Annotated in this window: 16 protein-coding genes; 10 read left to right on the top strand and 6 right to left on the bottom strand. The window is 71.9% G+C overall.

The annotated features are described in order from the left end of the window. The first annotated feature begins 131 nt into the window (after positions 1–131). The 3 genes from OIE75_RS26005 to OIE75_RS25995 all read left to right on the top strand — a co-directional run bounded on the left by OIE75_RS26005 (position 132) and on the right by OIE75_RS25995 (position 4,709). Positions 132–2,183 (top strand): M4 family metallopeptidase, encoded by a 2,052-nt coding sequence (locus OIE75_RS26005; protein WP_443078389.1) that lies wholly within the window; start codon positions 132–134, stop codon positions 2,181–2,183. A gap of 307 nt (positions 2,184–2,490) precedes the next feature. Continuing rightward, a complete protein-coding gene (locus tag OIE75_RS26000) occupies positions 2,491–4,128 on the top strand; it encodes a M4 family metallopeptidase (protein WP_307015185.1) in 1,638 nt (545 codons plus the stop codon). A 71-nt stretch (positions 4,129–4,199) separates the two neighbouring features. Next, the gene (locus OIE75_RS25995; RefSeq protein ID WP_307015184.1) at positions 4,200–4,709 is read left to right on the top strand and encodes a DUF1990 family protein; all 510 of its coding nucleotides are present in this window, start codon (positions 4,200–4,202) and stop codon (positions 4,707–4,709) included. A gap of 38 nt (positions 4,710–4,747) precedes the next feature. On the opposite strand, the gene OIE75_RS25990 is transcribed toward OIE75_RS25995, so the two are convergent. After that, the gene (locus OIE75_RS25990; protein ID WP_329472266.1) at positions 4,748–7,366 is read right to left on the bottom strand and encodes a glycosyltransferase family 1 protein; all 2,619 of its coding nucleotides are present in this window, start codon (positions 7,364–7,366) and stop codon (positions 4,748–4,750) included. A gap of 397 nt (positions 7,367–7,763) precedes the next feature. Between OIE75_RS25990 and OIE75_RS25985 the strand changes: the two genes are divergently transcribed. The 4 genes from OIE75_RS25985 (at position 7,764) to glgB (ending at position 15,488) form a co-directional block, all read left to right on the top strand. Beyond that, positions 7,764–9,806, top strand: coding sequence for an alpha-1,4-glucan--maltose-1-phosphate maltosyltransferase (locus OIE75_RS25985; RefSeq protein ID WP_329472265.1), 2,043 nt, complete (start codon positions 7,764–7,766; stop codon positions 9,804–9,806). After that, positions 9,803–11,521 (top strand): maltose alpha-D-glucosyltransferase, encoded by a 1,719-nt coding sequence (gene treS / locus OIE75_RS25980; protein WP_307015181.1) that lies wholly within the window; start codon positions 9,803–9,805, stop codon positions 11,519–11,521. Before OIE75_RS25985 ends, treS begins: the two co-directional genes overlap by 4 nt. Positions 11,522–11,609: 88 nt before the next feature. Continuing rightward, on the top strand, positions 11,610–13,004 hold the full coding sequence (locus tag OIE75_RS25975; protein WP_329472264.1) for a maltokinase N-terminal cap-like domain-containing protein: 1,395 nt from the start codon (positions 11,610–11,612) through the stop codon (positions 13,002–13,004). Between the two features lie 42 nt (positions 13,005–13,046). Further along, positions 13,047–15,488, top strand: a complete 2,442-nt coding sequence (gene glgB / locus OIE75_RS25970; protein WP_329472263.1) for a 1,4-alpha-glucan branching enzyme — start codon at positions 13,047–13,049, stop codon at positions 15,486–15,488. Positions 15,489–15,536: 48 nt separating this feature from the next. Here the strand turns inward: glgB and OIE75_RS25965 are convergent, their stop codons facing one another. The 4 genes from OIE75_RS25965 to OIE75_RS25950 form a co-directional block, all read right to left on the bottom strand. Further along, complete coding sequence (locus OIE75_RS25965) at positions 15,537–17,789, bottom strand: HelD family protein (protein WP_329472262.1); 2,253 nt, start codon at positions 17,787–17,789, stop codon at positions 15,537–15,539. A gap of 137 nt (positions 17,790–17,926) precedes the next feature. Then, on the bottom strand, positions 17,927–18,241 hold the full coding sequence (locus tag OIE75_RS25960) for a thioredoxin family protein (protein WP_329474056.1): 315 nt from the start codon (positions 18,239–18,241) through the stop codon (positions 17,927–17,929). An 11-nt stretch (positions 18,242–18,252) separates the two neighbouring features. Continuing rightward, entirely contained in the window at positions 18,253–18,651 is a 399-nt protein-coding gene (locus OIE75_RS25955) for a MerR family transcriptional regulator (RefSeq protein ID WP_307015177.1), read from the bottom strand. Positions 18,652–18,795: 144 nt separating this feature from the next. Continuing rightward, entirely contained in the window at positions 18,796–20,187 is a 1,392-nt protein-coding gene (locus OIE75_RS25950) for a cation:dicarboxylate symporter family transporter (protein WP_307015176.1), read from the bottom strand. Positions 20,188–20,341: 154 nt separating this feature from the next. Between OIE75_RS25950 and OIE75_RS25945 the strand changes: the two genes are divergently transcribed. Together OIE75_RS25945 and OIE75_RS25940 are read left to right on the top strand one after the other, a co-directional pair. After that, the gene (locus tag OIE75_RS25945; RefSeq protein WP_307015175.1) at positions 20,342–22,009 is read left to right on the top strand and encodes a sensor histidine kinase; all 1,668 of its coding nucleotides are present in this window, start codon (positions 20,342–20,344) and stop codon (positions 22,007–22,009) included. Continuing rightward, a complete protein-coding gene (locus OIE75_RS25940) occupies positions 22,006–22,692 on the top strand; it encodes a response regulator (RefSeq protein ID WP_307015174.1) in 687 nt (228 codons plus the stop codon). The genes OIE75_RS25945 and OIE75_RS25940 overlap by 4 nt, the downstream gene beginning before the upstream one ends. A 31-nt stretch (positions 22,693–22,723) precedes the next feature. On the opposite strand, the gene OIE75_RS25935 is transcribed toward OIE75_RS25940, so the two are convergent. Further along, the gene (locus OIE75_RS25935; protein WP_329472261.1) at positions 22,724–23,263 is read right to left on the bottom strand and encodes a hypothetical protein; all 540 of its coding nucleotides are present in this window, start codon (positions 23,261–23,263) and stop codon (positions 22,724–22,726) included. A 27-nt stretch (positions 23,264–23,290) separates the two neighbouring features. On the opposite strand from OIE75_RS25935, the gene OIE75_RS25930 reads away from it, so the two are divergent. After that, entirely contained in the window at positions 23,291–24,157 is an 867-nt protein-coding gene (locus OIE75_RS25930; protein ID WP_307015172.1) for a 5'-methylthioadenosine/S-adenosylhomocysteine nucleosidase, read from the top strand. The last annotated feature ends 45 nt before the right edge of the window (positions 24,158–24,202 follow it).

The raw sequence follows: 24,202 nt of genomic DNA, 5'->3' as shown, positions 1-24,202 counted from the left end.
CCTCACGAGCGTTGTGCGGCGACCAGCTCCCGCACGTGATCTCTGCGTATCGCACAGTTCCGCCCGGCCGGCCACCCGCCGACCGGTCTCCCCTGGCCGCGCACCCCGCGGCCACGCAGAAGGAGTCGGTGTTGAGCAGCAGTTCTCCCCACAGACGCACCTCCCACACCATGTCCCACACCCCCTCCCGCCGCGTCGCGCACCGGCGTGCCGCGGCGGTCGCGCTGGCCGGTGTCGCCGCGCTGATCGCCACGGCGGTGCAGTCCGGCGCCGCCACCGCCGCGCCCGCTCAGGCCCCCGCACCGGGCGCCGAGTCGGTCACGCTGACCCCGGCCCAGCGCGCCGAGCTGATCCGCGACGCCAACGCCACCAAGGCCGAGACCGCCGGCGACCTGGGCCTGGGCGCCAAGGAGAAGCTGGTCGTCCGCGACGTGGTCAAGGACCGCGACGGCACGCTGCACACCCGCTACGAGCGGACCTACGACGGGCTGCCCGTCCTCGGCGGCGACCTGGTCGTGACCAGCGACGCCGGGACGACCGAGCGGGTCGTGAAGGCCACGTCCAAGGCGATCAGGCCGGCCACGGTGACGCCGAAGATATCCGCCGGCAAGGCGGAGCAGCAGGCCGTGTCCGTCGCGAAGGCCGCCGGAGCCGAGGGGGCGGCGGCCGACCGGGCCCCGCGCAAGGTGGTCTGGGCGGCGCAGGGCACCCCGGTCCTGGCGTACGAGACGGTCGTGGGCGGCCTCCAGGAGGACGGCACCCCGAACGAGCTGCACGTGATCACCGACGCCGCCACCGGCGCCAAGCTCTTCGAGTACCAGGCGATCCACAACGGCACCGGCAACACGATGTACAGCGGCTCGGTGACGCTGGGCACCGCGCAGTCCGGGTCGTCGTACACGCTGAGCGACACCACGCGCGGCAACCACAAGACGTACAACCTGAACCGCGGCACCTCCGGCACCGGGACGCTCTTCAGCGGCCCCGACGACGTCTGGGGCAACGGCCAGCCCTCGAACGCCGAGACCGCCGGCGCCGACGCCCACTACGGGGCGGCGCTGACGTGGGACTACTACAAGAACGTCCACGGCAGGTCCGGCATCCGCGGCGACGGGGTGGGCGCCTACTCGCGCGTCCACTACGGCAACAACTACGTCAACGCCTTCTGGTCGGACAGCTGCTTCTGCATGACGTACGGCGACGGTTCGGGCAACGTGAACCCGCTGACGTCCATCGACGTGGCCGCGCACGAGATGACGCACGGCGTCACCTCCAACACCGCGGGCCTGATCTACAGCGGCGAGTCCGGCGGGCTCAACGAGGCCACCTCGGACATCTTCGGCGCGGCCGTCGAGTTCCACGCGAACAACTCCAGCGACGTCGGTGACTACCTCATCGGCGAGGAGATCGACATCAACGGCGACGGCACGCCGCTGCGCTACATGGACAAGCCGAGCAAGGACGGCGCGTCCAAGGACGCCTGGTACTCGGGCATCGGCAACATCGACGTCCACTACTCGTCGGGCCCGGCCAACCACTTCTTCTACCTGCTGAGCGAGGGCAGCGGCACCAAGACCATCAACGGTGTCGCCTACGACTCGCCCACCTCGGACGGCCTCCCGGTCACCGGCATCGGCCGCGACAAGGCGGCGAAGATCTGGTTCCGCGCGCTGACCACGAAGTTCACGTCGACCACCAACTACGCGGCGGCCCGCACCGGCACCCTCGCGGCCGCCGGTGAGCTGTACGGCACGGACAGCACCGAGTACAAGCGGGTGCAGGACGCGTGGGCCGGCATCAACGTCGGCGCCCGCTCCGGCGGCGGCGGTGGCGGCACCTCCTTCGAGAACGCCGCCGACGTGGCGATCCCGGACAACGGCGCGGCGGTCACCTCGTCGGTCACCGTGACCGGCCGGGCGGGCAACGCCCCGGCCAACCTCCAGGCGGCGGTGGACATCGTGCACACCTGGCGCGGCGACCTGGTGGTCGACCTGCTGGCCCCGGACGGGACCGCGTACCGCCTGAAGAACTCCAGCTCCTCCGACTCGGCGGACAACGTGAACCAGACGTACACGGTGAACGCCTCCTCGGAGACCGCCAACGGCACCTGGAAGCTGCGCGTCCAGGACGTGGCGGCCCGCGACACCGGCTACATCAACTCCTTCAAGCTCACCTTCCCGTAGGCCCGCACGCGGGGCCCCACGGTCAGGGCGCCGTCCCGGTGGTTCGAATCCCCGGGGCGGCGCCCTCCCGCGTCCACCCTCTTTTTTTGCCAAGGCCATACGCACCGAGGGTTGCCGCTTTGCCGAGGTCACGCGGGTTCACACACCCGCAACATTCACCCGGCCGTCAACTTTCGGCCAACATCATTCGACCCTCCTGACATGTACGCGCCCCGGGTGTCAGTCTTCGGTGATCCACCGCACAACTTCGCAGTCAACTCCGGCCGGACACCCCACGCCGACCGGGTCCCCCACCGAAGGAGTCTGTGTGTCCCCCCACTTCGCGCGCCACAAGCGCACCACCCTCGCCCTCGCCACCGCGGTCGCCGCCGGCGCCCTGCTCAGCACCGCTCTGGGCACGGGCAGCGCCACCGCGAGCCCGGCCCTCCCGGGCGCCCCCCTCCTGCTGTCCGACACCGCCCGTACCGCGCTCATCCAGGAGCAGCAGGCCGGCGCGGCCGGCACCGCGCGCGAGATAGGCCTCGGCGCCAAGGAGAAGCTGGTCGTCAAGGACGTGGTCAAGGACCGCGACGGCACCGTGCACACCCGCTACGAGCGCACCTACGACGGACTGCCCGTCCTCGGCGGCGACCTCGTGGTGCACCGCTCGGAGTCCGGCGCGGCCGAGGGCGTGACCAGAGCGACGAAGGCCGCCGTCAAGGTCGCCACCGTGACGCCGAAGGTCGACGCGGCCAAGGCCGAGCGGCAGGCGCTGTCCGCCGCCAAGGACGCCGGTTCGTCGAAGACGGCGGCCGACTCCGCGCCCCGCAAGGTGATCTGGGCGGCCACCGGCAAGCCGGTGCTCGCCTACGAGACCGTGGTCGGCGGCCTCCAGGACGACGGCACCCCGAACGAGCTGCACGTGATCACCGACGCCGCCACCGGCGCGAAGCTGTACGAGTACCAGGGCATCGAGACCGGCTCCGGCAAGAGCCTGTACTCGGGCGAGGTGACCCTCGGCACCACCAAGTCGGGCTCCTCGTACCAGCTGTACGACACCGGACGCGGCGGCCACAAGACGTACAACCTCAACCGAGGCACGTCCGGCACCGGCACCCTGTTCACCGACGCGGACGACGCGTGGGGCACCGGCAGCGCCTCCGGGTCCGGCTCCGACCAGACCGCCGCCGTCGACGCCGCCTACGGCGCGCAGACCACGTGGGACTTCTACAAGGACACCTTCGGCCGCAGCGGCATCAAGAACGACGGCAAGGCGGCCTACTCCCGCGTCCACTACGGCAACAACTACGTCAACGCCTTCTGGTCCGACGCCTGCTTCTGCATGACCTACGGCGACGGCACGGGCAACACCAACCCGCTCACCTCGCTGGACGTCGCCGGGCACGAGATGAGCCACGGTGTCACCTCCAACACCGCGGGCCTCAACTACAGCGGCGAGTCCGGCGGCCTCAACGAGGCGACCAGCGACATCTTCGGCACCGGCGTCGAGTACTTCGCGAAGAACTCCACCGACAAGGGCGACTACCTCATCGGCGAGAAGATCGACATCAACGGCGACGGCACCCCGCTGCGCTACATGGACAAGCCCAGCAAGGACGGCGCGTCCAAGGACTACTGGTCCTCCGGCCTCGGCGGCGTCGACGTGCACTACTCCTCGGGCCCGGCCAACCACTTCTTCTTCCTGCTGGCCGAGGGCAGCGGGGCGCGGACGGTCGACGGGGTGCAGTACGACTCCCCGACCTCCGACGGCTCCACCGTCACCGGCATCGGCCGCGAGAAGGCGCTGCAGATCTGGTACAAGGCGCTGACCACGTACATGACGTCCACGACGAACTACAAGGCGGCCCGCACGGCCACCCTGAGCGCGGCGTCGGACCTCTACGGCGCGGACAGCACCGAGTACAAGACGGTGGGCGCGGCCTGGACCGCGATCAACGTGAGCTGACCCCGTCCCAACACGCGGCGGACGGCACCCGGGACCAGCGGTTCCCGGATGCCGTCCTAGTCTTGGTGCCCATGTCCTTCACGTACGACGACGTCGGCGCCACCCGCGAGCAGGGTCACTGCCCGCCCGGCTTCCGCCCCATGCACGTACGCACCCGCCTCGGTGAGGGCGAACCGGTGTTCCAGCGGGCCGTGGAGGCCGTACTCACCTGGGAGATGCACCGGGAGATGGGCGTCGGGATCGAGGCGAGCGCGGAACGGGCCGCGCCGGGCGTCGACGTCACCGTCACCCTCGCCGGGATGATCAAGGCGCCCTGCCGGGTGGTGTGGACGCTGGACGAGCCCCGCCGGGCCGGCTGGGCCTACGGCACCCTGCCCGGTCACCCGGAGTCCGGCGAGGAGGCCTTCGTGGTGGACCGCACCGGTGACGGCACGGTGTGGCTCACGGTGAGCGCCTTCAGCCGGCCCGCCAAGTGGTACGCCAAGGCCGGCGGCCCGGCCGCCCGCGCCTTCCAGCACGCCTACGCCCGCCGGTGCGGCAGCGTGCTGCGACGGCTGAGCGGCGGCGACGAGGAGAGCTGAAACGCCCTCCCCGGCCGCCGCCGCCCGGCCGCCCGGACTCACCTCATCAGCAGCCCGGCCGCCTGGGCCAGGTCGTCGGAGGGCACGGCCACGAGCCCCGTCTCCGCGCCGGACGCCAGCAGGCGGTGCGCGGGCAGCACGCGGACCGTGTAGCCGAACGGGCCGGTGCGGTCCAGGGCCAGCGGGCCCTCGTACACCCAGCGGCCCTCCAGGTCGGGCCCGCCCACCGGCTTCAGCGGCACCTTCGACGCGTCGGTGATCCGGTCCTCTGAGTCCACCCGCCCGGAGACCGCCTGCACCTCGACGTCCTCCGGCGCGAGATCGCCCAGCTTCACCCGCACCCGCAGCCCGAGCGTCGCGCCCAGCTCCGCCAGCGCGGTGGCGGAGCCCGTCTCCACGTGGTCGACGCTCACTCCGGACCAGGCCGACCGCACCCGGGCCTTCCACTCCGCGAGACCGCGGGCGGAGTCCGGGTCCATCGCGCGGTGGGCCTCGGCGGCCGGGGCGTAGAGCCGCTCGACGTACTCGCGGACCATGCGGCCGGCCAGCACCTTGGGACCCAGCAGACTGAGGGTCTTGCGGACCATCTCGATCCACCGGTCGGGCAGCCCGCTCGCCGCCCGCTCGTAGAAGCGGGGGGTCACCCGCTGCTCCAGCAGGTCGTAGAGGGCGGCGGCCTCTATGGCGTCGCGCCGGTCCGGGTCGGTTCCCGGTCCGTCGGCGGTGGGGATCGCCCAGCCGAAGTCGGGCTGGAACCACTCGTCCCACCAGCCGTCGAGGACCGACAGGTTGAGGCAGCCGTTGAGCGCCGCCTTCATGCCGGAGGTGCCGCACGCCTCCAGCGGCCGCAGGGGGTTGTTCAGCCAGATGTCGCAGCCCGGGTAGAGCTTCTGCGCCATCGCCATGCCGTAGTCGGGCAGGAACACGATGCGGTGCCGCACCCGCGGGTCGTCCGCGAACCGCACCAGCTCCTGGACCAGCCGCTTGCCGCCGTCGTCGGCCGGGTGCGCCTTGCCGGCGACGACGATCTGGATCGGCCGCTCGGGGTGGAGCAGCAGGTCCATCAGCCGGTCGCGGTCGCGCAGCATCAACGTCAGCCGCTTGTACGACGGGACGCGCCGCGCGAAACCGATGGTGAGCACGTCCGGGTCGAGGACGTCGTCGATCCAGCCCAGCTCCGCGGTGCCGGCGCCGCGCTGCCGCCAGGAGGCACGCAGCCGCTCCCGCACCTCCTCGACCAACTGCTCGCGCAGGGTGCGGCGCAGCTCCCAGATGTCCTGGTCGGGGACGTCGGCGACCGAGTCCCAGCGGTCCGAGCCGCCGACGGTCATCGCGTCCTCGGCCCGCTGCGCGCCGATCTGCCGGGCGCCGAGCCGGAACACCTCGGGCGCCACCCAGGTCGGGGCGTGCACGCCGTTGGTGACGGAGGTGATCGGCACCTCGTCGGCGTCGAAGCCGGGCCAGAGTCCGGCGAACATGGAGCGGCTGACCCCGCCGTGCAGCAGGGAGACGCCGTTGGCCCGCTGGGCCAGCCGGAGGCCCATCACGGCCATGTTGAACAGGTTGGGTTCGCCGCCGGGGTAGGTCTCCATGCCGAGCCGCAGGACGCGCTCGACGTCGATGCGCGGCAGTTCGGAGTCGGGGCCGAAGTGGCGGGCGACCAGCTCGCGGTCGAAGCGGTCGATGCCGGCCGGCACGGGGGTGTGGGTGGTGAACACGGTCCCGGCCCGCACCGCCTCCAGCGCCGAGCCGAACTCCAGCCCCTCGTCGCAGAGTTCGGCAATGCGTTCCAGACCCAGGAAGCCGGCGTGGCCCTCGTTGGTGTGGAACACCTCGGGACCGGCGTGGCCGGTGAGCCGGCAGTACGTGCGCACCGCCCGGACACCTCCTATGCCGAGCAGCATCTCCTGGAGGAGCCGGTGCTCGCTGCCGCCGCCGTAGAGCCGGTCGGTGACGCCCCGTTCGCCGAGGTCGTTCTCCTCGACGTCCGAGTCGAGGAGCAGCAGGGGCACCCGGCCGACCTGGGCCAGCCAGACGCGGGCGCGCAGCTCCCGGCCGCCGGGCAGGGCGAGGGCGACGTGGGCGGGGGTGCCGTCGGGCTCCTTGAGGAGGGCCAGGGGCAACTCGTGGGGGTCGAGGACGGGGTAGTGCTCCTGCTGCCAGCCGTCCCGGGAGAGGGACTGCCGGAAGTAGCCGTGCCGGTAGAGCAGGCCGACGCCGATGAGCGGCACGCCCAGGTCGCTGGCCGCCTTGAGGTGGTCGCCGGCCAGGATGCCGAGCCCCCCGGAGTACTGGGGCAGGGCGGCGGTGATGCCGAACTCGGGCGAGAAGTAGGCGACGGCGGCGGGCAGTCGGCCGGACTGGGCCTGGTACCAGCGGTCGCCGGTCATGTAGTGGTCGAGGTCGTCGGCCACCGCGGTCAGCCGGCGCAGGAACCGCCGGTCCTCGGCCAGCTCCGCGAGGCGCGCGGGCGGCACGGTGCCGAGCAGTCTCACCGGGTCGCGGCCGGACGAGGCCCAGCACCCGGGGTCGACGGACTGGAAGAGGTCACGGGTCTCCGGGTGCCATGACCAGCGCAGATTGCGGGCCAGGTCACTGAGCGGCCGGAGGGGGTCGGGGAGAACGGGACGGACGGTCAGTCGACGGATCGCCTTCACCCCCACGACGTTACCGGGGCGATGTGTCCCTCGCCGGGGGCTTCGCCCGCCAACCTCCGATTCGGCCTGAACGGCCTCGTCGGCAAACGCCGGACGGGCTAATACGGACCGGCCCGGCGATATGGCCGGATCTCCTCCCGTCGGCCTCCTTGTGGCACTTCGCCCCCGCGCGAAAGGCTGCACATGTCGTGAAGGCGCTGATTGCGGCAACGGCATCCGGGAAGGCGTTGGGACAGGCCCGTCGTGTGTGTCGACATACGCGCGAGTAGTTAACAAAGTGCCGGATTGCCCACCAGAAGAGTGTGGGAAGGCTCCTGCGGTACGCCCCGCACGAACCCGCAGGACCCACCTCCCCAGAGTCATCCGCCCACCCATGTTGACGCGGACAGGAGCGGTCATGCCCGCCACGCACCACTCGTCACCGACCGAGCCGGACAGCACCGGCGCGGACCGGACCACCTCCGTCGGACGCATCCCCGTCCTGGACGTCCGCCCGGCCGTCCGGCAGGGACGCCGGCCCGCCAAGGCCGTCACCGGCGAGTCCTTCGAGGTCTCCGCCACCGTGTTCCGCGAGGGCCACGACGCGGTCGCGGCCAACGTCGTCCTCCGAGATCCGCGGGGCCGGCCGGGGCCCTGGACGCCGATGCGGGAGCTGGCGCCCGGCACCGACCGCTGGGGGGCGACCGTCACCGCGGGCGAGCCCGGCACGTGGTCGTACACCGTGGAGGCGTGGGGCGATCCGGTCTCCACCTGGCGGCACCACGCGCGCATCAAGATCCCGGCCGGCATCGACACCGACCTGGTCCTCGACGAGGGCGTCCGGCTGTACGAGCGCGCCGCCGCCGACGTGCCCGGGAGCGAGGACCGGCGGGTGCTGCTGGCCGCCGTCGAGGCACTGCGGGACGAGACCCGGCCGGCCGCCACCCGGCTGGCGGCGGCGTTGACGCCGGAGGTGGACGCGGTGCTGGCCCGCCACCCGCTGCGGGAACTGGTCACCTCCTCCGACCCGCTGCCCCTGCTGGTCGAACGCGAACGCGCCCTGTACGGCGCCTGGTACGAGTTCTTCCCCCGCTCCGAGGGCACCCCCGAACAGCCCCACGGCACCTTCCGCACCGCCGCCCGCCGCCTGCCCGCCATCGCCGCCATGGGCTTCGACGTCGTCTACCTCCCCCCCGTCCACCCCATCGGCACCACCCACCGCAAAGGCCGCAACAACACCCTCTCCGCCACCCCCGACGACGTCGGCGTCCCCTGGGCCATCGGCTCCCCCGAAGGCGGCCACGACACCCTCCACCCCGCCCTGGGCACCTTCGACGACTTCGACCACTTCGTACGCACCGCCACCCAGCACGGCCTCGAAGTCGCCCTCGACTTCGCCCTCCAGTGCTCCCCCGACCACCCCTGGGTCCACAAACACCCCGACTGGTTCCACCACCGCCCCGACGGCACCATCGCCTACGCCGAGAACCCGCCCAAGAAGTACCAGGACATCTACCCCGTCGCCTTCGACGCCGACCTCGACGGCCTCGTCACCGAGACCCTGCGCGTCCTGCGCCTGTGGATGAGCCACGGCGTGCGCATCTTCCGCGTCGACAACCCCCACACCAAACCCGTCGTGTTCTGGGAACGCGTCATCGGCGAGATCAACCGCGCCGACCCCGACGTCATCTTCCTGGCCGAGGCCTTCACCCGCCCCGCGATGATGCACACCCTCGCCCAGATCGGCTTCCAGCAGTCCTACACCTACTTCACCTGGCGCAACACCAAGCAGGAACTGACCGAGTACCTCACCGAACTGACGGGGGACGCCGCCTCCTACATGCGGCCCAACTTCTTCGCCAACACCCCCGACATCCTGCACGCCTACCTCCAGACCGGCGGCCGCCCCGCCTTCGAGGTCCGCGCCGTCCTCGCCGCCACCCTCTCCCCCACCTGGGGCATCTACAGCGGCTACGAACTGTGCGAACACACCCCCCTGCGGGAGGGCAGCGAGGAGTACCTCGACTCCGAGAAGTACCAGCTCAAACCCCGCGACTGGGCCGCCGCCGCCCGCGAGGGCCGCACCATCGCCCCCCTCGTCACCAAGCTCAACACCATCCGGCGTGCGAACCCGGCACTCCACCAACTGCGCGATCTGCACTTCCATCCCACGGACAAGGAGGAGGTGATCGCCTACTCGAAGCGGCAGGGGTCGAACACGGTTCTGGTGGTCGCCAACCTCGACCCCCACCACACCCAGGAGGCCACGGTCTCGTTGGACATGCCGCAACTCGGCCTGGACTGGCACGAGTCGGTGCCGGTGCGCGACGAGCTGACCGGCGAGACCTACCACTGGGGCAGGGCCAACTATGTGCGCCTGGAGCCGGGCCGTTCGCCCGCGCACGTCTGCACGGTTCTGCGACCGTCCCACCCGCAGATCGGAGGGTCACCCACCATATGATCGTCAACGAGCCCGTGCCGGACACCTTCGAGGACACCCCGGCCAAGGACCGCGACCCGGACTGGTTCAAACGAGCCGTCTTCTACGAGGTCCTCGTCCGCTCCTTCCAGGACAGCAACGGCGACGGCGTCGGCGACCTCAAGGGCCTGACCGCCAAGCTGGACTACCTGCAGTGGCTGGGCGTGGACTGCCTCTGGCTCCCGCCCTTCTTCAAGTCACCGCTGCGCGACGGCGGCTACGACGTCTCGGACTACACCGCCGTGCTCCCCGAGTTCGGCGACCTCGCCGACTTCGTCGAGTTCGTCGACGCCGCCCACCAGCGCGGCATGCGCGTGATCATCGACTTCGTCATGAACCACACCAGCGACCAGCACCCGTGGTTCCAGGAGTCCCGCAAGAACCCCGACGGCCCCTACGGCGACTACTACGTCTGGGCCGACGACGACACCCAGTACGCCGACGCCCGCATCATCTTCGTCGACACCGAGGCGTCCAACTGGACCTACGACCCGGTGCGCAAGCAGTACTTCTGGCACCGGTTCTTCTCCCACCAGCCGGACCTCAACTACGAGAACCCGGCCGTGCAGGAGGAGATGATCTCCGGGCTGAAGTTCTGGCTGGACCTCGGCATCGACGGGTTCCGGCTGGACGCGGTGCCGTACCTGTACGCCGAAGAGGGCACCAACTGCGAGAACCTTCCGCGCACCCACGAGTTCCTGAAGCGGGTGCGCAAGGAGATCGACGCGCAGTACCCGGACACGGTGGTGCTGGCGGAGGCCAACCAGTGGCCCGAGGACGTGGTCGACTACTTCGGCGACTACTCCGCGGGCGGCGACGAGTGCCACATGGCGTTCCACTTCCCGGTCATGCCGCGCATCTTCATGGCGGTCAGAAGAGAGTCCCGCTACCCGGTCTCCGAGATCCTCGCCAAGACCCCGGCCATCCCGTCCGGCTGCCAGTGGGGCATCTTCCTGCGCAACCACGACGAGCTGACCCTGGAGATGGTCACCGACGAAGAGCGCGACTACATGTACGCGGAGTACGCCAAGGACCCGCGGATGCGCGCCAACATCGGCATCCGGCGGCGCCTGGCCCCGCTGCTGGACAACGACCGCGACCAGATCGAGCTGTTCACCGCGCTGCTGCTCTCCCTGCCCGGCTCGCCGATCCTGTACTACGGCGACGAGATCGGCATGGGCGACAACATCTGGCTCGGCGACCGCGACGCGGTGCGCACCCCGATGCAGTGGACCCCGGACCGCAACGCGGGCTTCTCGTCGTGCGACCCGGGGCGGCTGTTCCTGCCGACGATCATGGACCCGGTCCACGGCTACCAGGTGACGAACGTCGAGGCGTCCATGGCCTCGCCCTCGTCGCTGCTGCACTGGACCCGGCGCATGATCGAGATCCGCAAGCAGAACCCGGCCTTCGGCCTGGGCACCTACAGGGAACTGCCCTCCTCCAACCCGGCCGTCCTGGCCTTCCTGCGGGAGGCCCCCCCGAATGGGGAAGGGGAGGACGACCTGGTGCTGTGCGTGAACAACTTCTCGCGGTTCGCGCAGCCCACCGAACTCGACCTCAGCGCCTTCGGGGGACGCCACCCGGTGGAGCTGTTCGGCGGAGTCCGCTTCCCCGCGGTCGGCGACCTGCCGTACCTGCTGACCCTCGGAGGCCACGGCTTCTACTGGTTCCGGCTCCGCAAGGACGCCGTCTGACCGAGCCCCCGGGCGGGACGGTTTCCACCGCCCCGCCCGGGGCACGCATCAGTAACACCCCGACGATCCGGGGAAAGGACGCTACGCCATGCCGGAAGCCGTCACACGTACCGTCACGAGCCCGCCGGGCCTCCTAGCGTCTCTTGATCCACTTCTGCGGGACTGGCTGCCACGGCAGCGCTGGTTCGCCGGCAAGGGTCGCCCGGTCACCGGCTTCTCGCTGGTCGCCGCCACCGACCTGCTCCCCGCCGACTCCCGTCTCGGCCTCCACCACGTGCTGGTCCGCGCCCACCAGCAGTCCGCCCCGGCCGCGGGCGCGCCCGAGGAACCCGGCGACTGCTACCAGCTGCTCATAGGCACGCGCGAGGCGCTGCCGCCCCGGCTGGCGCCCGCACTGATCGGACACGTGACCGAGGGCCCGTCGGCAGGCCGCACCGCCTACGACGCCCTGTACGACACCCGGCCCGCCGAGGTGCTCCTGGAGGCGATGCGCACCGGGGCCCGTATCGGCGGGCTCCGCTTCGAGCGGGAGGAGGACCGGGAGATACGCGCCGGCCTGGTGCCCCGGCTGATGACCGCCGAGCAGTCGAACTCGTCGGTCGTGTTTGGAGATACGTTCATTCTCAAGGTGCTGCGCCGGATCGTGCCCGGCGTCAACCCCGACCTGGAGCTGCCGCTGGCGCTGGCCCGCGAGGGCAGCGCCCGGGTGCCCGCCCCGGCGGGCTGGATGACGGCCGACCTGGACGGCGGGACCTGGGTGCTGGGTGTGCTCCAGCCGTACCTCCAGGGCGCGACCGACGGCTGGGAGCTGGCGCTGCGCGAGCTGGCCAAGGGCGAGGACTTCGCCACCGAGGCGCGGGCGCTCGGCCGGGCCACCGCCGAGGTGCACACCGCGCTGGCCCGCGCGCTGCCGACCGTCACCCTCGGCCACGCCCAGGTGCGGCAGCTCGCCGACGGCATGATCGCGCGGCTGGAGGAGGCCGCGCGGGCGGTGCCCTTGCTGCGGCCGTACGCGCCCGCTCTGCGCACCGCCTTCACCGCGCTGGGCGACCTGGCGGCCGAGGGCCGCACCTGGACCGCGCAGCGCGTCCACGGCGACCTGCACCTCGGCCAGTGCCTGCGCTCGCCCACCGGACGGTGGTCGCTGATCGACTTCGAGGGGGAGCCCGCGAAACCGCTGGCCGAGCGGCGGCTGCCGCAGCCGACGGTGCGGGACGTCGCCGGGATGCTGCGCTCCTTCGACTACGCGGCGCACTCGGCCGAGGCCCCGGTGCCGGGGTGGGCCGCGGGCTGCCGGGCGGCCTACTGCACCGGGTACGCGGAGGCCGGCGGCGCCGACCCGCGCACCGATCCGGTGCTGCTGCGCGCCTACGAGACCGACAAGGCGGTCTACGAGGTCCTGTACGAGGCCCGGCACCGTCCCGACTGGCTCCCGGTGCCGCTGGCCGCGGTCCGCCGCCTGTCGGCACCCGAACCGGCCTGACGCCCCCGTCCGTTGCTCCCACTCGCCCAGGAGGCTCCACCCGTGACCCCCCGCCCCTCGTCCAGCGGTCCCGACCCGAAGAAGACGGCCGCCAAGCAGGCGGCCGCGAAGAAGACGACCGACAAGCAGGCCGCCGCGAAGAAGGCGCCCTCGAAGAAGACGGCCAAGACGACCGAGGGGGCCGGGACGGCGAAGGCCGGCGTGAAGAAGGCCGCGACGAAGAAGGCCACCCCCAAGAAGGCCACCGCCAAGAAGCCCGGTGCCCGGCAGGTCACCGCTCCCGCCGTCGAGATCGCCGTCTCCCCCTCCCTGGACGCCGTCGACCGGGAGCGGCTGCTGGCCGGCACGCACCACGACCCCCACTCCGTGCTCGGCGCCCACCGGGTGCCCGGCGGGGTCGCCTTCCGGGCCCTGCGGCCCTACGCCCGCGAGGTGACCGTCCTCTCCAGCGACCTGCGCGTCGAGCTGCACAACGACGGGGACGGCTTCTTCTCCGGGCTGCTGCCCCTGCGGGAGGTCCCCCTGCACCGGCTGCGCGTGGCGTACGAGGAGACGGTGCAGGAGGTCGAGGACCCGTACCGCTTCCTGCCCACCCTGGGCGAGCTGGACCTGCACCTGATCGGCGAGGGCCGGCACGAGCAGCTGTGGCAGGCGCTCGGCGCGCACCCGATGACGCACGACGGCGTCGCGGGCACCCGCTTCACGGTGTGGGCGCCGAACGCGCGCGGGGTCCGGGTGGCCGGCGGCTTCAACTTCTGGGACGGCACCGGCCACCCCATGCGGTCGCTCGGCGCCACCGGCGTGTGGGAGCTGTTCCTGCCCGGCGTCGGCGCGGGTGAGCTGTACAAGTTCGAGATCACCCGCGCGGACGGCTCGCGCACCTTTCGCGCCGATCCGCTGGCCCGCGCCACGGAGGTCCCGCCGGCCACCTCGTCCGTCGTCCACGCCTCGCACTACACGTGGGGCGACCAGGAGTGGCTGGCCCGCCGCGCCGACGCGCCCGCGCACGAGGCGCCGATGTCGGTGTACGAGGTCCACCTGGCCTCCTGGCGGCCGGGGCTGACGTACCGGGAGCTGGCCGAACAGCTCCCCGCGTACGTCGCCGACCTCGGCTTCACGCACGTCGAGCTGATGCCGGTCGCCGAGCACCCCTTCGGCGGCTCCTGGGGCTACCAGGTCACCGGCTTCTACGCGCCCACCGCCCGGCTCGGCGACCCCGACGACTTCAAGTACCTGGTCGACCGGCTGCACCAGGCCGGCATCGGCGTCCTGATGGACTGGGTGCCGGCGCACTTCCCGCGCGACGACTGGGCGCTGGCCGAGTTCGACGGGCGCCCGCTGTACGAGCACTCCGACCCGCTGCGGGCCGCGCATCCCGACTGGGGGACGCTGGAGTTCGACTTCGGGCGGCGCGAGGTGCGCAACTTCCTCGTCGCCAACGCCGTGTACTGGTGCGAGGAGTTCCACATCGACGGGCTGCGGGTCGACGCGGTCGCCTCGATGCTCTACCTGGACTACTCGCGCGAGCCGGGGCAGTGGACGCCCAACGCGCGGGGCGGCCGGGAGAACCTGGACGCGGTGGCGTTCCTCCAGGAGATGAACGCCACGGTGTACCGGCGGGTGCCGGGCGTGGTGACCGTCGCCGAGGAGTCGACGGCCTGGGACGGGGTCACCCGGGCCACCCACCACAAGGGGCCGAGCGGCTTCGGCGGGCTCGGGTTCGGGCTGAAGTGGAACATGGGCTGGATGCACGACTCGCTCCAGTACATGAGCCACGAGCCGGTGCACCGCAGGTACCACCACGGGGAGATGACCTTCTCCATGGTGTACGCGTACAGCGAGAACTACGTGCTGCCGATATCCCACGACGAGGTGGTGCACGGAAAGCGGTCGCTGGTGTCGAAGATGCCCGGCGACTGGTGGCAGCAGCGCGCGAACGAGCGGGCGTACCTGGCCTTCATGTGGGCCCACCCCGGCAAGCAACTGCTCTTCATGGGGCAGGAGTTCGCCCAGGGCGCCGAGTGGTCCGAGGCGCACGGCCCCGACTGGTGGCTCCTCGACCCGGAGTACGGGGCGGCGGCGGACCACCGGGGCGTGCGGGACCTGGTGCGGGACCTGAACACCGTCTACCGGACCACACCCGCGCTGTGGCGGCTCGACACCCACCCCTCCGGGTTCGCCTGGGTGGCCGGGGACGCCGCCGAGGACAACGTGCTCGCGTTCCTGCGGCTGGACGCCGACGGCACCCCGCTGCTCGCCGTGTCGAACTTCGCCCCGGTCGTCCGCGCCGACTACCGCCTCGGCGTCCCGGACGACATCCCCGCCTGGCACGAGGTGCTCAACACCGACGCCGCGCGCTACGGCGGCGGCGACGTGGGCAATCCGGACCCGGTCAAGCCGGAGCCGCAGGGCCGGCACGGCCGGCCGGCGAGCGTGCGGCTGACCCTGCCGCCGCTGGCGACGGTGTGGCTGCGTCCGGCGTGACGGCGCGTCCCCGGCCGCCGACGGCGGCCGGGGACCCCGCGCGGTCGCCTAGCCGGCCGCGTCCACCAGCCCCTTCGGCAGCGGCCCGGTGTGCAGGACGCCGAGCCGCTGGGTGGCGCGGGTGAGGGCCACGTAGAGGTCGCTGGTGCCGTAGCGGCCCGGCTCGACGACGAGGACGGAGTCGAACTCCAGGCCCTTGGACTGGCGCGGGTCGAGCAGGACGACCGTCCGCGTCAGGTCCGGCTCGGCGCCCGGCGTCACGCCGTCCAGCCGGGCGGCCAGGACCCGGTGCAGCTCGCGCGGGGCGATGACGGCGAGGCGCCCCTCCTCGGGGGTCAGCTCCCGGACGGCCTCGGCGACGGCTGCCGGGAGGTCTCCGGTGGCGCGGACCCAGGGGCGTACGCCCGTGGAGCGCACCGAACTCGGCGGCGCGAACGCCGGGTCCTCGGCCCGGACGACGGCCGCCGCCACGTCCATGATCTCGGCCGGGGTGCGGTAGTTGACGCCCAGCCGGGTGTGCTCCCAGCGGTCCTCGACGTAGGGGGCGAGGATCTTCGACCAGGAACCGACCCCGGCCGCCTCCGCGGTCTGCGCCGGGTCGCCGACCAGGGTCATCGAGCGGGTCGGGCAGCGGCGCATCAGCAGCCGCCACGCCATCGGCGACAGTTCCTGCGCCTCGTCGACGATGATGTGCCCGAACGCCCAGGTGCGGTCGGCCGCCGCGCGTTCGGCGGCGCTGCGGTGGTCGTCCTCCTCCTGGCGCTCGGCGAACCGTTCGGCGTCGATGATGTCGTGCGCGGACAGGACCTCGGCGTCGTCCTCGTGCTTGTCCTCGAACTCGTAGGTCCGGGACGCGTACGACACGTCCAGCACGCCCTGCGCGTAGGCGATCTGCTCCGCCCGCTCGCGCTCGGCGCGGGAGCGGGCCACCCGGTCGTCCACGCCGAGCAGTTCCGCGGCCTCGTCCAGCAGCGGCACGTCGGCGACGGTCCAGTGCCGGGTGACCGGGCGGCGGACGGCGGCCGCGTCCTCGGCGGACAGGAACGGCTCGGGACCGGCGAGGAAGTCGGCGACCAGGCGGCGCGGGGTCAGGCGCGGCCACAGCTGGTCGACGGCGGACCAGACCTCGGGGTTCTCGGCGAGTTCGTCGCGGATCTGGGTGATGTCGCTGGGGTCGAGGAGGTTGGAGCCGTCGTAGGGGTCGGTGCCGATGCGTTCGGCGACCATGTCGGTGAGGGTGTTGAGGATGTGGCCCTCGAAGTGCTCGCGGGCCGCGTTGTGCGGCAGCCGCGCGGCGCGGGTGCGCTCACGGGCGACGTTCACCAGGTCGTCGTCGAGCATCAGGATCTCGCGGTCGTGCTCGATCGCGATCACCGGGTCGGGCAGCGCCTGCCGGTCCCGGACCACCTCGGCGAGCACGTCGGCCATGTCCGCGCGGCCCTTCACCGCCGCCGCCTGAGGGGTGTCCGTCGCCGTGGCCCGCACGCCCGGGTACAGCTCGCCGACCGTCGACAGCAGGACGCCGGTCTCGCCCAGGGAGGGCAGCACCTCGCCGATGTAGCCGAGGAAGGCGGGGTTGGGGCCGACGACGAGGACGGCGCGCTTGGCGAGCAGTTCGCGGTGCTCGTAGAGCAGGTAGGCCGCCCGGTGCAGGGCGACGGCGGTCTTGCCGGTGCCGGGGCCGCCCTCGACGACCAGCACGCCCCGGTGCGGGGCACGGATGATGCGGTCCTGGTCGGCCTGGATGGTCTGCACGATGTCGCCCATGCGGCCGGTGCGCGCGGAGTTCAGCGCCGCGAGCAGCACGGCGTCGCCGGACGGGTCCTCGTGACCGGTCCGCGTCTCGTCGCCGAGGTCCAGGATCTCGTCGTGCAGGGCGGCGACGCGGCGGCCCTCGGTGGCGAGGTGCCGGCGGCGGCGCAGGCCCATCGGAGTGTGGCCGGTCGCCAGGTAGAAGGGGCGGGCGACGTCGGCCCGCCAGTCGATCAGGACCGGGGTGCGTTCGGCGTCGTCGGTGCGGAGCCCGATACGGCCGATGTGGTGGACGTCCCCGGAGGCGAGGTCGATCCGGCCGAAGCAGAGGGATCCGTCCACCGCGTTGAGCGCGGCGAGCAGCCCGGAGCGCTCGGCCACCAGGATGTCCCGCTCCAGCCTGGCCTGCTGGGGGGTGTTGCCCTGCGCGAGTGCGTCCGTGACCGAGACCTCGGTGTCGCCGCGCAGCGCGTCCACGCGCGCGTAGAGTCCGTCGATGAATTCCTGCTCGTGCCGCAATTCATCGTCCGGAAATTCGGTGTTTGACAATTCCACTCCCGCCCGGATATACTGTACTCACTGAACTTCTTCATGACCTCATTTTCTTGAAGTCACGAATCCCCGAATATACGCAGAGAAATCCCCCGAGCGCAATTGCTCGGGGGATTTCTCGTATGGCGTGCGGGTCAGATCACGTCGGCCAGCTCCGCCAGCAGCCGCCGCTTGGGCCGCGAGCCCACCATCGACTTCACCGGCTCACCCCCGCGGAACACCATGAAGGTCGGCATCGACAGCACCTTGTACGCGTTCGTCGTCGCCGGATTCCGGTCCACGTTCAGCTGCACCACGCGCAGCCGGTCGCCCTCCTCCTCGGCCAGGGCGCTGAGCACCGGCGCCATCTGCCGGCACGGCGGGCACCAGTCCGCGGTGAACTCCACCAGCACGGGCAGCTCACTGCCCAGCACCTCGCTGCCGAACTCCGCGTCCGTCACCTCGGGCACCCCGTTGCTCGTCATGCGTGTCCTCCCAGTTCGCACCTGGGCTCCGGACCCCCCGGAACCGCCGCCTCGGCCCGCGCCAGCTGCGCGCCCACCTGCGCCCGCACCGACGTGAGCTCCTCGATCAGCGAGTCCAGCTGCGCCAGCTTGCGCCGGTAGACCACGAGGGACGCCGGGCACGAGTCTCCCTCGGGGTGCCCGGCGCGCAGGCACTCCACGAACGGGCGGGTCTCCTCCAGGTCGAACCCGAAGTCCTGGAGCGTCCTGATCTGCCGCAGCAGCCTCAGGTCGTCCTCGTCGTACGTCCGGTAACCGTTGCCGGTGCGCCGCGCGGGCAGCAGCCCCCGCGACTCGTAGTACCGCAGCGTCCGCGTCGTGGTCCCGGCCCGTGCGGCCAGCTCGCCGATTCGCATGGCACGAACGTAGGCGTTGACCCGGACGTCAAGGCAAGAGGCCCGGCGCCGGGGGGGGCGCGGGGCCTCTTGTGGGGGGACCGGGCGGCTGAGCAACGGGGGGAGCACCTCAGCCGCCCGGAGCGTGCGGGCCGGGCCTCGGGGTCAGGCCCGCGCCAGCTCCTTCTCGCCGCCCTGCTCGGGCAGGTCGGGTGCGTCGTCGGCGTCGTCGGCGCCGTGGTCGTCCAGCAGGGTCTTCTCGTCGAAGGGGGCCCGGCCGGCGAGCACCTCGTTCACCCGCTCCTTGTCGATCTCCTTGGTCCAGGTGCCGATCAGGACCGTGGCCACCGCGTTGCCGCCGAAGTTGGTCAGGGCACGGGCCTCGCTCATGAAGCGGTCGATGCCGACGATCAGGCCGATGCCGTCCACCAGGGCGGGCTTGTGCGAGGAGAGGCCGCCGGCCAGCGTGGCGAGACCGGCGCCCGAGACACCGGCGGCGCCCTTGGAGGCCACCAGCAGGAAGAGCAGCAGCGGGATCTGCTCGCCGATGGACATCGGCGTACCCATGGCGTCGGCGATGAACAGCGAGGCCATGGTCATGTAGATCATGGTGCCGTCGAGGTTGAAGGAGTAGCCGGTCGGGACGGTGATGCCGACCACCGGCTTGCTGACGCCCAGGTGCTCCATCTTGGCGATCAGGCGCGGCAGCGCCGACTCCGACGAGGACGTGGACAGGATCAGCAGGAACTCGCGGCCCAGGTACTTGAAGAGCGTAAGGACGTTCACCCCGGCGACCAGGCGCAGCATCGCGCCCAGCACGAGGAAGAGGAAGAGGAAGCAGGTCACGTAGAAGCCGAGCATCAGCACGGCCAGGCTCTTCAGCGCTTCGACGCCGGCCGATCCGGTGACGGCCGCGATGGCACCGAAGGCGCCGACCGGGGCGGCCCACATGATCATGGCCAGGACGCGGAAGACCAGCCGCTGGATGTGCTCGATGCCGCGCAGGACGGGCTGCCCGGCGGACCCCATGGCCTGCAGGGCGAAGCCGCACAGCAGGGCGATCAGCAGGGTCTGGAGGACCTCGCCGGCGGTGAACGCGGAGACGATGGTCGTCGGGATGATGCCCATCAGGAAGTCGACGGTGCCCTTGGCCTCCGCGTCGACCTGCGCCTGGCCGGTCTCCTTGACGGCGTCGGTGACCGCGAGGCCCGTGCCCGGGTCCAGGATGTTGCCGACGATCAGGCCGATGGCGAGCGCCACCAGCGACATCACCAGGAAGTAGACCAGCGCGATCCCGCCGACCGCGCCGACCTTGGCGGCCTTGCGCACCGATCCGATGCCCAGCACGATCGTGCAGAAGATGATCGGCGAGATCATCATCTTGATCAGGTTCACGAAGCCGGTGCCCAGGGGCTTCAGCTCGGTGGCGAAGTCCGGAGCGATCAGACCCACCGCGATACCGAGGGCGACCGCGATGATCACCGCGATGTAGAGATAGTGCGTGCGGTCTCGCTTGGCTTTGGGTGCGGCAGGTGCCGTAGCGGCTTTGCTGGTCACGGCGGCCCTCCTTGACGACGTCGTCGGCATCACCGGCGTGCGGCTCACGTCCGGGGGTTTGTATCGGGGATGCGGTGACTATCTCCCGGCGTGTGAGGGCGGTCACCCTTGCGTTCATTGAGTTCACGATCCGGCCAGGAGGGAGACTGACGGCATGCACCTCCACGTCCCGAGACCCCGAAGCCTGGCCGGGCAGCTCTTCGCCATGCAGGCCGTACTGATAGCGGTCGTCGTGGTCGGGTACGCGCTGTTCAGCTGGATCAGCGACCGGGGGCAGGCACAGGACGCGGCCGGGCGGCAGGCCAGGGCGGTGTCGCTGGCCATCGCGGACTCGCCGTCCGTGGTGGCGGCGATCGGCACGCCGGATCCGACGGCGCGGCTCCAGCCGTACGCGGTGCGGGTCATGCGGGACACCGACGTGGACTTCGTGACGATCATGGATCCGTACGGCATCCGCTGGACCCATCCCGACCCGGCGCAAATCGGCCACCCCTTCCAGGGGCACATCGAGCGCGCGCAGCGGGGCGAGACCTTCACGGAGACCTACACGGGCACGCTCGGGCCCTCGGTGCGGGCGGTCACGCCGGTCCTGGACGGGGACCGGGTGGTCGGACTGGTCAGTGCCGGGATCAAGGTCGAGGAGATCAGCAAGCGGGCGCAGGAGCAGCTCACCGCCCTGACGGGGGTGGCGGCCGGGGCGCTGCTGCTCGGCGCGGTCGGCACGTACGTGATCAACGCCCGGCTGCGCCGGCACACGCACGGCATGAACGCGGACGAGCTGAGCCGGATGCACGACTACCATCAGGCCGCGCTGCACGCGGTGCGCGAGGGGCTGCTGATGCTGGACGGGCAGCACCGGGTCGCGCTGATCAACGACGGTGGACGGGAGCTGCTGGGCGTGACCGGTGACGTGGTGGGCGCCTCGGTGGCGGACCTCGGGCTGCCGGCGCAGCTGACGGGGGCGCTGCTGGCGTCGGAGCCCCGAGTGGACGAGGTGCACCTGGCGGCCGAGCGGGTGCTGGTCGTCAACACCTCGCCGGTCTCCGGCGGTGAGCGGCGGGGCACGGTGGTGACGCTGCGGGACGTGACCGAGCTGCAGTCGCTGACGGGCGAGCTGGACTCCGAGCGCGGGTTCACGCAGGCGCTGCGCTCGCAGGCGCACGAGGCCGCGAACCGGCTGCACACGGTCGTCTCGCTGATCGAGCTGGGGCGCGCGGAGGAGGCCGTGGAGTTCGCGACGGCCGAGCTGGAGCTGGCGCAGGCGCTCACCGACCAGGTGGTGGCGGCGGTCGGCGAGCCGGTGCTGGCGGCGCTGCTGCTGGGCAAGACGGCGCAGGCGAACGAGCGGGGAGTGGAGCTGGTGGTGTCGCGGGAGAGCCGGCTGGACGACGGTCTGCTGCCGCCGTCGCTGCCCGCCAGGGACCTGGTGACGATCCTGGGCAACCTGGTGGACAACGCGGTGGACGCGGCGCAGGGCGCGGTGCCCTCGCGGGTGACGGTGGCGGCGTACACCGAGCCGGCGGGGGACGGTTCCGAGCTGGTGATGCGGGTGTCGGACACGGGGGCCGGGGTCCATCCCGCCCATGCCGACCTGGTCTTCCAGCGGGGCTTCTCCACGAAGCCGTCCGGTGAGGGCGGCCGGGGCCTGGGCCTGGCTCTGGTGCGCCAGGCGGTACGACGGCACGGCGGCACCCTCACGGTCACGGAGGCCGAGGGCGGCGGCGCCCGCTTCGAGGCGCGGCTGCCGCTGGGCGATGCCTGGGGCGGCACGGCGACGCCGGCCACCGTGGCGGGCAGACCGGACTCGGGAGGCTCCGCATGACCGAGGAGCAGCCCATCCGGGTCCTGGTCGTCGAGGACGACCCGGTCGCCGCCGACGCGCACGTGATGTACGTCGGCCGGGTCCCCGGGTTCGTCGCCGTCGGCAAGGCGCACACCGGGGCGGAGGCGCGGCGCCTGCTGGACCGTACGCCGGTGGACCTGCTCCTGCTGGACCTGCACCTGCCGGACGTGCACGGGCTGCAGCTGGCCCGTTCGCTGCGGGCGGCCGGACATCACACCGACGTGATAGCGGTGACGTCGGCGCGGGACCTGACGGTCGTGCGGGAGGGCGTGTCGCTGGGCGTCGTCCAGTACGTGCTGAAGCCGTTCACCTTCGCCACCCTGCGGGACCGGCTCGTCCGGTACGCGGAGTTCCGCGGCACGGCCGGCGAGGCGAGCGGCCAGGACGAGGTCGACCGCGCCCTGGCGACCCTCCGCGCCCCCGGCCCGGCCGCCCTGCCGAAGGGCCTGAGCGGACCGACCCTGGAACGCGTCACGGGCGCCCTGCGCGGCTCTCAGGAGGGCCTGACGGCGGCCGGGGTCGCGGAGGCGGTGGGCATCTCCCGGATCACGGCCCGGCGTTACCTGGAACACCTGGTGGACGCGGGGCGGGCGGGGCGGAGCCCGCAGTACGGCCAGGTGGGGCGACCGGAGTTGGTCTATCGGTGGGCACGGGGCCGGTAGCGGGCCGGCCGCAGGCATCCCCTGCTCGCGCTCACGCCGCCCTCGCGTACCGCACCACCTGCGAGGCGAGCCCCGCCACCGCGAGCGCCTCCAGCGCCGAGACCCCGACGAGCAGGCCTCCGACGTCGCCGTTGGACCAGAAGACGATCAGAGCGGCCAGCGGTACCGCGCAGAACGCCGTCAGGTCGATCAGGGTCTGTATCGCCTTGCGGGACCGGCGCCGGGTGTCGCCACGGTGGTACGCCTCCCACCCGAACGTCGTGAAACCGGCCCCGTGTGCCGCGAGGGCGGCCAGCCGGGGGCCCAGATCGTCCCGGACGTAGAGCCCGATCGCGGAGATCTTCTCGTCGTTGACGAGATAGGTCCATCCGAGCACGACGCACACCGGCGGCAGCGCCAGCAGCATCGACGGCTGCTTCGCCTGGGCCGTCGCGGCGACGACGGCCGCCACGACCGCGAGTGTCACGTAGAGGAGGTTGTCCCGGAACCCGATCCTCGCCCTCTGCTCACTCTTCACGCTCTCGTACTCGGCGAGCAGCAACTGCCCGACGGTGACGTCCTGTTCCGGCACTCGAACCCCTTCTCCCAGCGGTAACTTATGACTATGCCGGACATCCAGCCCACCGCTCTGGTGCTGACCGCACTCCCCCTCGAATACGCCGCCGTCCGCGCGCACGCCGAGGAGCGGGAGGAACTGGTGCACCGGGACGGGACCCGCGTCGAACGGGGACGGCTGCCGGGCACCCCCTGGCACGTCGCCCTCGCCGAACTGGGCATGGGCGCCGAGCAGGCCGCCGCACTCACCACCCAGCTCATCAACTGGCTGCGCCCCGAGGCCGTGTTCTTCGTCGGAGTCGCCGGCAGCCTCAAGGACGACGTCGAGATCGGCGACGTCGTCGTGGGCACGCAGGTGTACGAGATCCACGGGGGCAAGCAGACGCCGGAGGGTTTCCTGGTCCGGCCGAAGGCACTGCCGGGCTCGCACGCGCTGGAGCAGGCGGCCCGTTCCGCCGTACGGGACATGCCCGACGTGCGGGCCCACTTCATGCCGATCGCCACGGGCGACGTCGTCCTGGCGGACGCGGAGTCCGAGATCGCCCGGTTCATCCGCGGGAACTACAACGACGCGGGCGCGATCGAGATGGAGGGCTCCGGGGCGCTCCGGGCGGCCCACCTGAACGGCCAGTTGCCCGCCCTGGTGGTCCGGGGCATCAGCGACCGGGCCGACGCCGGCAAGCACAGGGCCGACGCCTCGGGTTCGCAGCAGCGCGCCGCCGCGCAGGCCGCGGCGGTGACGACGGCGGTCCTGCACAAGCACCGGCCCCGCGAGGCTTCCTCCCCCGGCGCCTCCGACTCCGAGGAGGGTCCCCAACGACGCGGCGACGGCACGGCGACGTACGGCGGAGACCACATCGACTTCCGGGGCGGCACCTTTCACGGGCCCGTCACCGGCAGCCAGGGGTAGGAACGGCAGGGGTGCCGCTCACGGCCCCGTACCGCGAGCGAGCGC

Origin of the sequence: Streptomyces sp. NBC_01723, from assembly GCF_036246005.1 — a bacterium.
Classification (GTDB): Bacteria; Actinomycetota; Actinomycetes; order Streptomycetales; family Streptomycetaceae; genus Streptomyces.
The sequence above is the reverse complement of the archived record's forward strand: the minus strand, read 5'-3'. Positions and strand labels throughout refer to the sequence as shown.

What these genes read in the sequence shown, in the direction of transcription:
- OIE75_RS25995 (WP_307015184.1), top strand. Translation starts at nt 4,200, where the DNA reads ATGTCCTTCACGTACGACGACGTCGGCGCCACCCGCGAGCAGGGTCAC.
- OIE75_RS25985 (WP_329472265.1), top strand. Translation starts at nt 7,764, where the DNA reads ATGCCCGCCACGCACCACTCGTCACCGACCGAGCCGGACAGCACCGGC.
- treS (WP_307015181.1), top strand. Translation starts at nt 9,803, where the DNA reads ATGATCGTCAACGAGCCCGTGCCGGACACCTTCGAGGACACCCCGGCC.
- OIE75_RS25975 (WP_329472264.1), top strand. Translation starts at nt 11,610, where the DNA reads ATGCCGGAAGCCGTCACACGTACCGTCACGAGCCCGCCGGGCCTCCTA.
- OIE75_RS25955 (WP_307015177.1), bottom strand. Translation starts at nt 18,651, where the DNA reads ATGCGAATCGGCGAGCTGGCCGCACGGGCCGGGACCACGACGCGGACG.
- OIE75_RS25945 (WP_307015175.1), top strand. Translation starts at nt 20,342, where the DNA reads ATGCACCTCCACGTCCCGAGACCCCGAAGCCTGGCCGGGCAGCTCTTC.
- OIE75_RS25940 (WP_307015174.1), top strand. Translation starts at nt 22,006, where the DNA reads ATGACCGAGGAGCAGCCCATCCGGGTCCTGGTCGTCGAGGACGACCCG.
- OIE75_RS25930 (WP_307015172.1), top strand. Translation starts at nt 23,291, where the DNA reads ATGACTATGCCGGACATCCAGCCCACCGCTCTGGTGCTGACCGCACTC.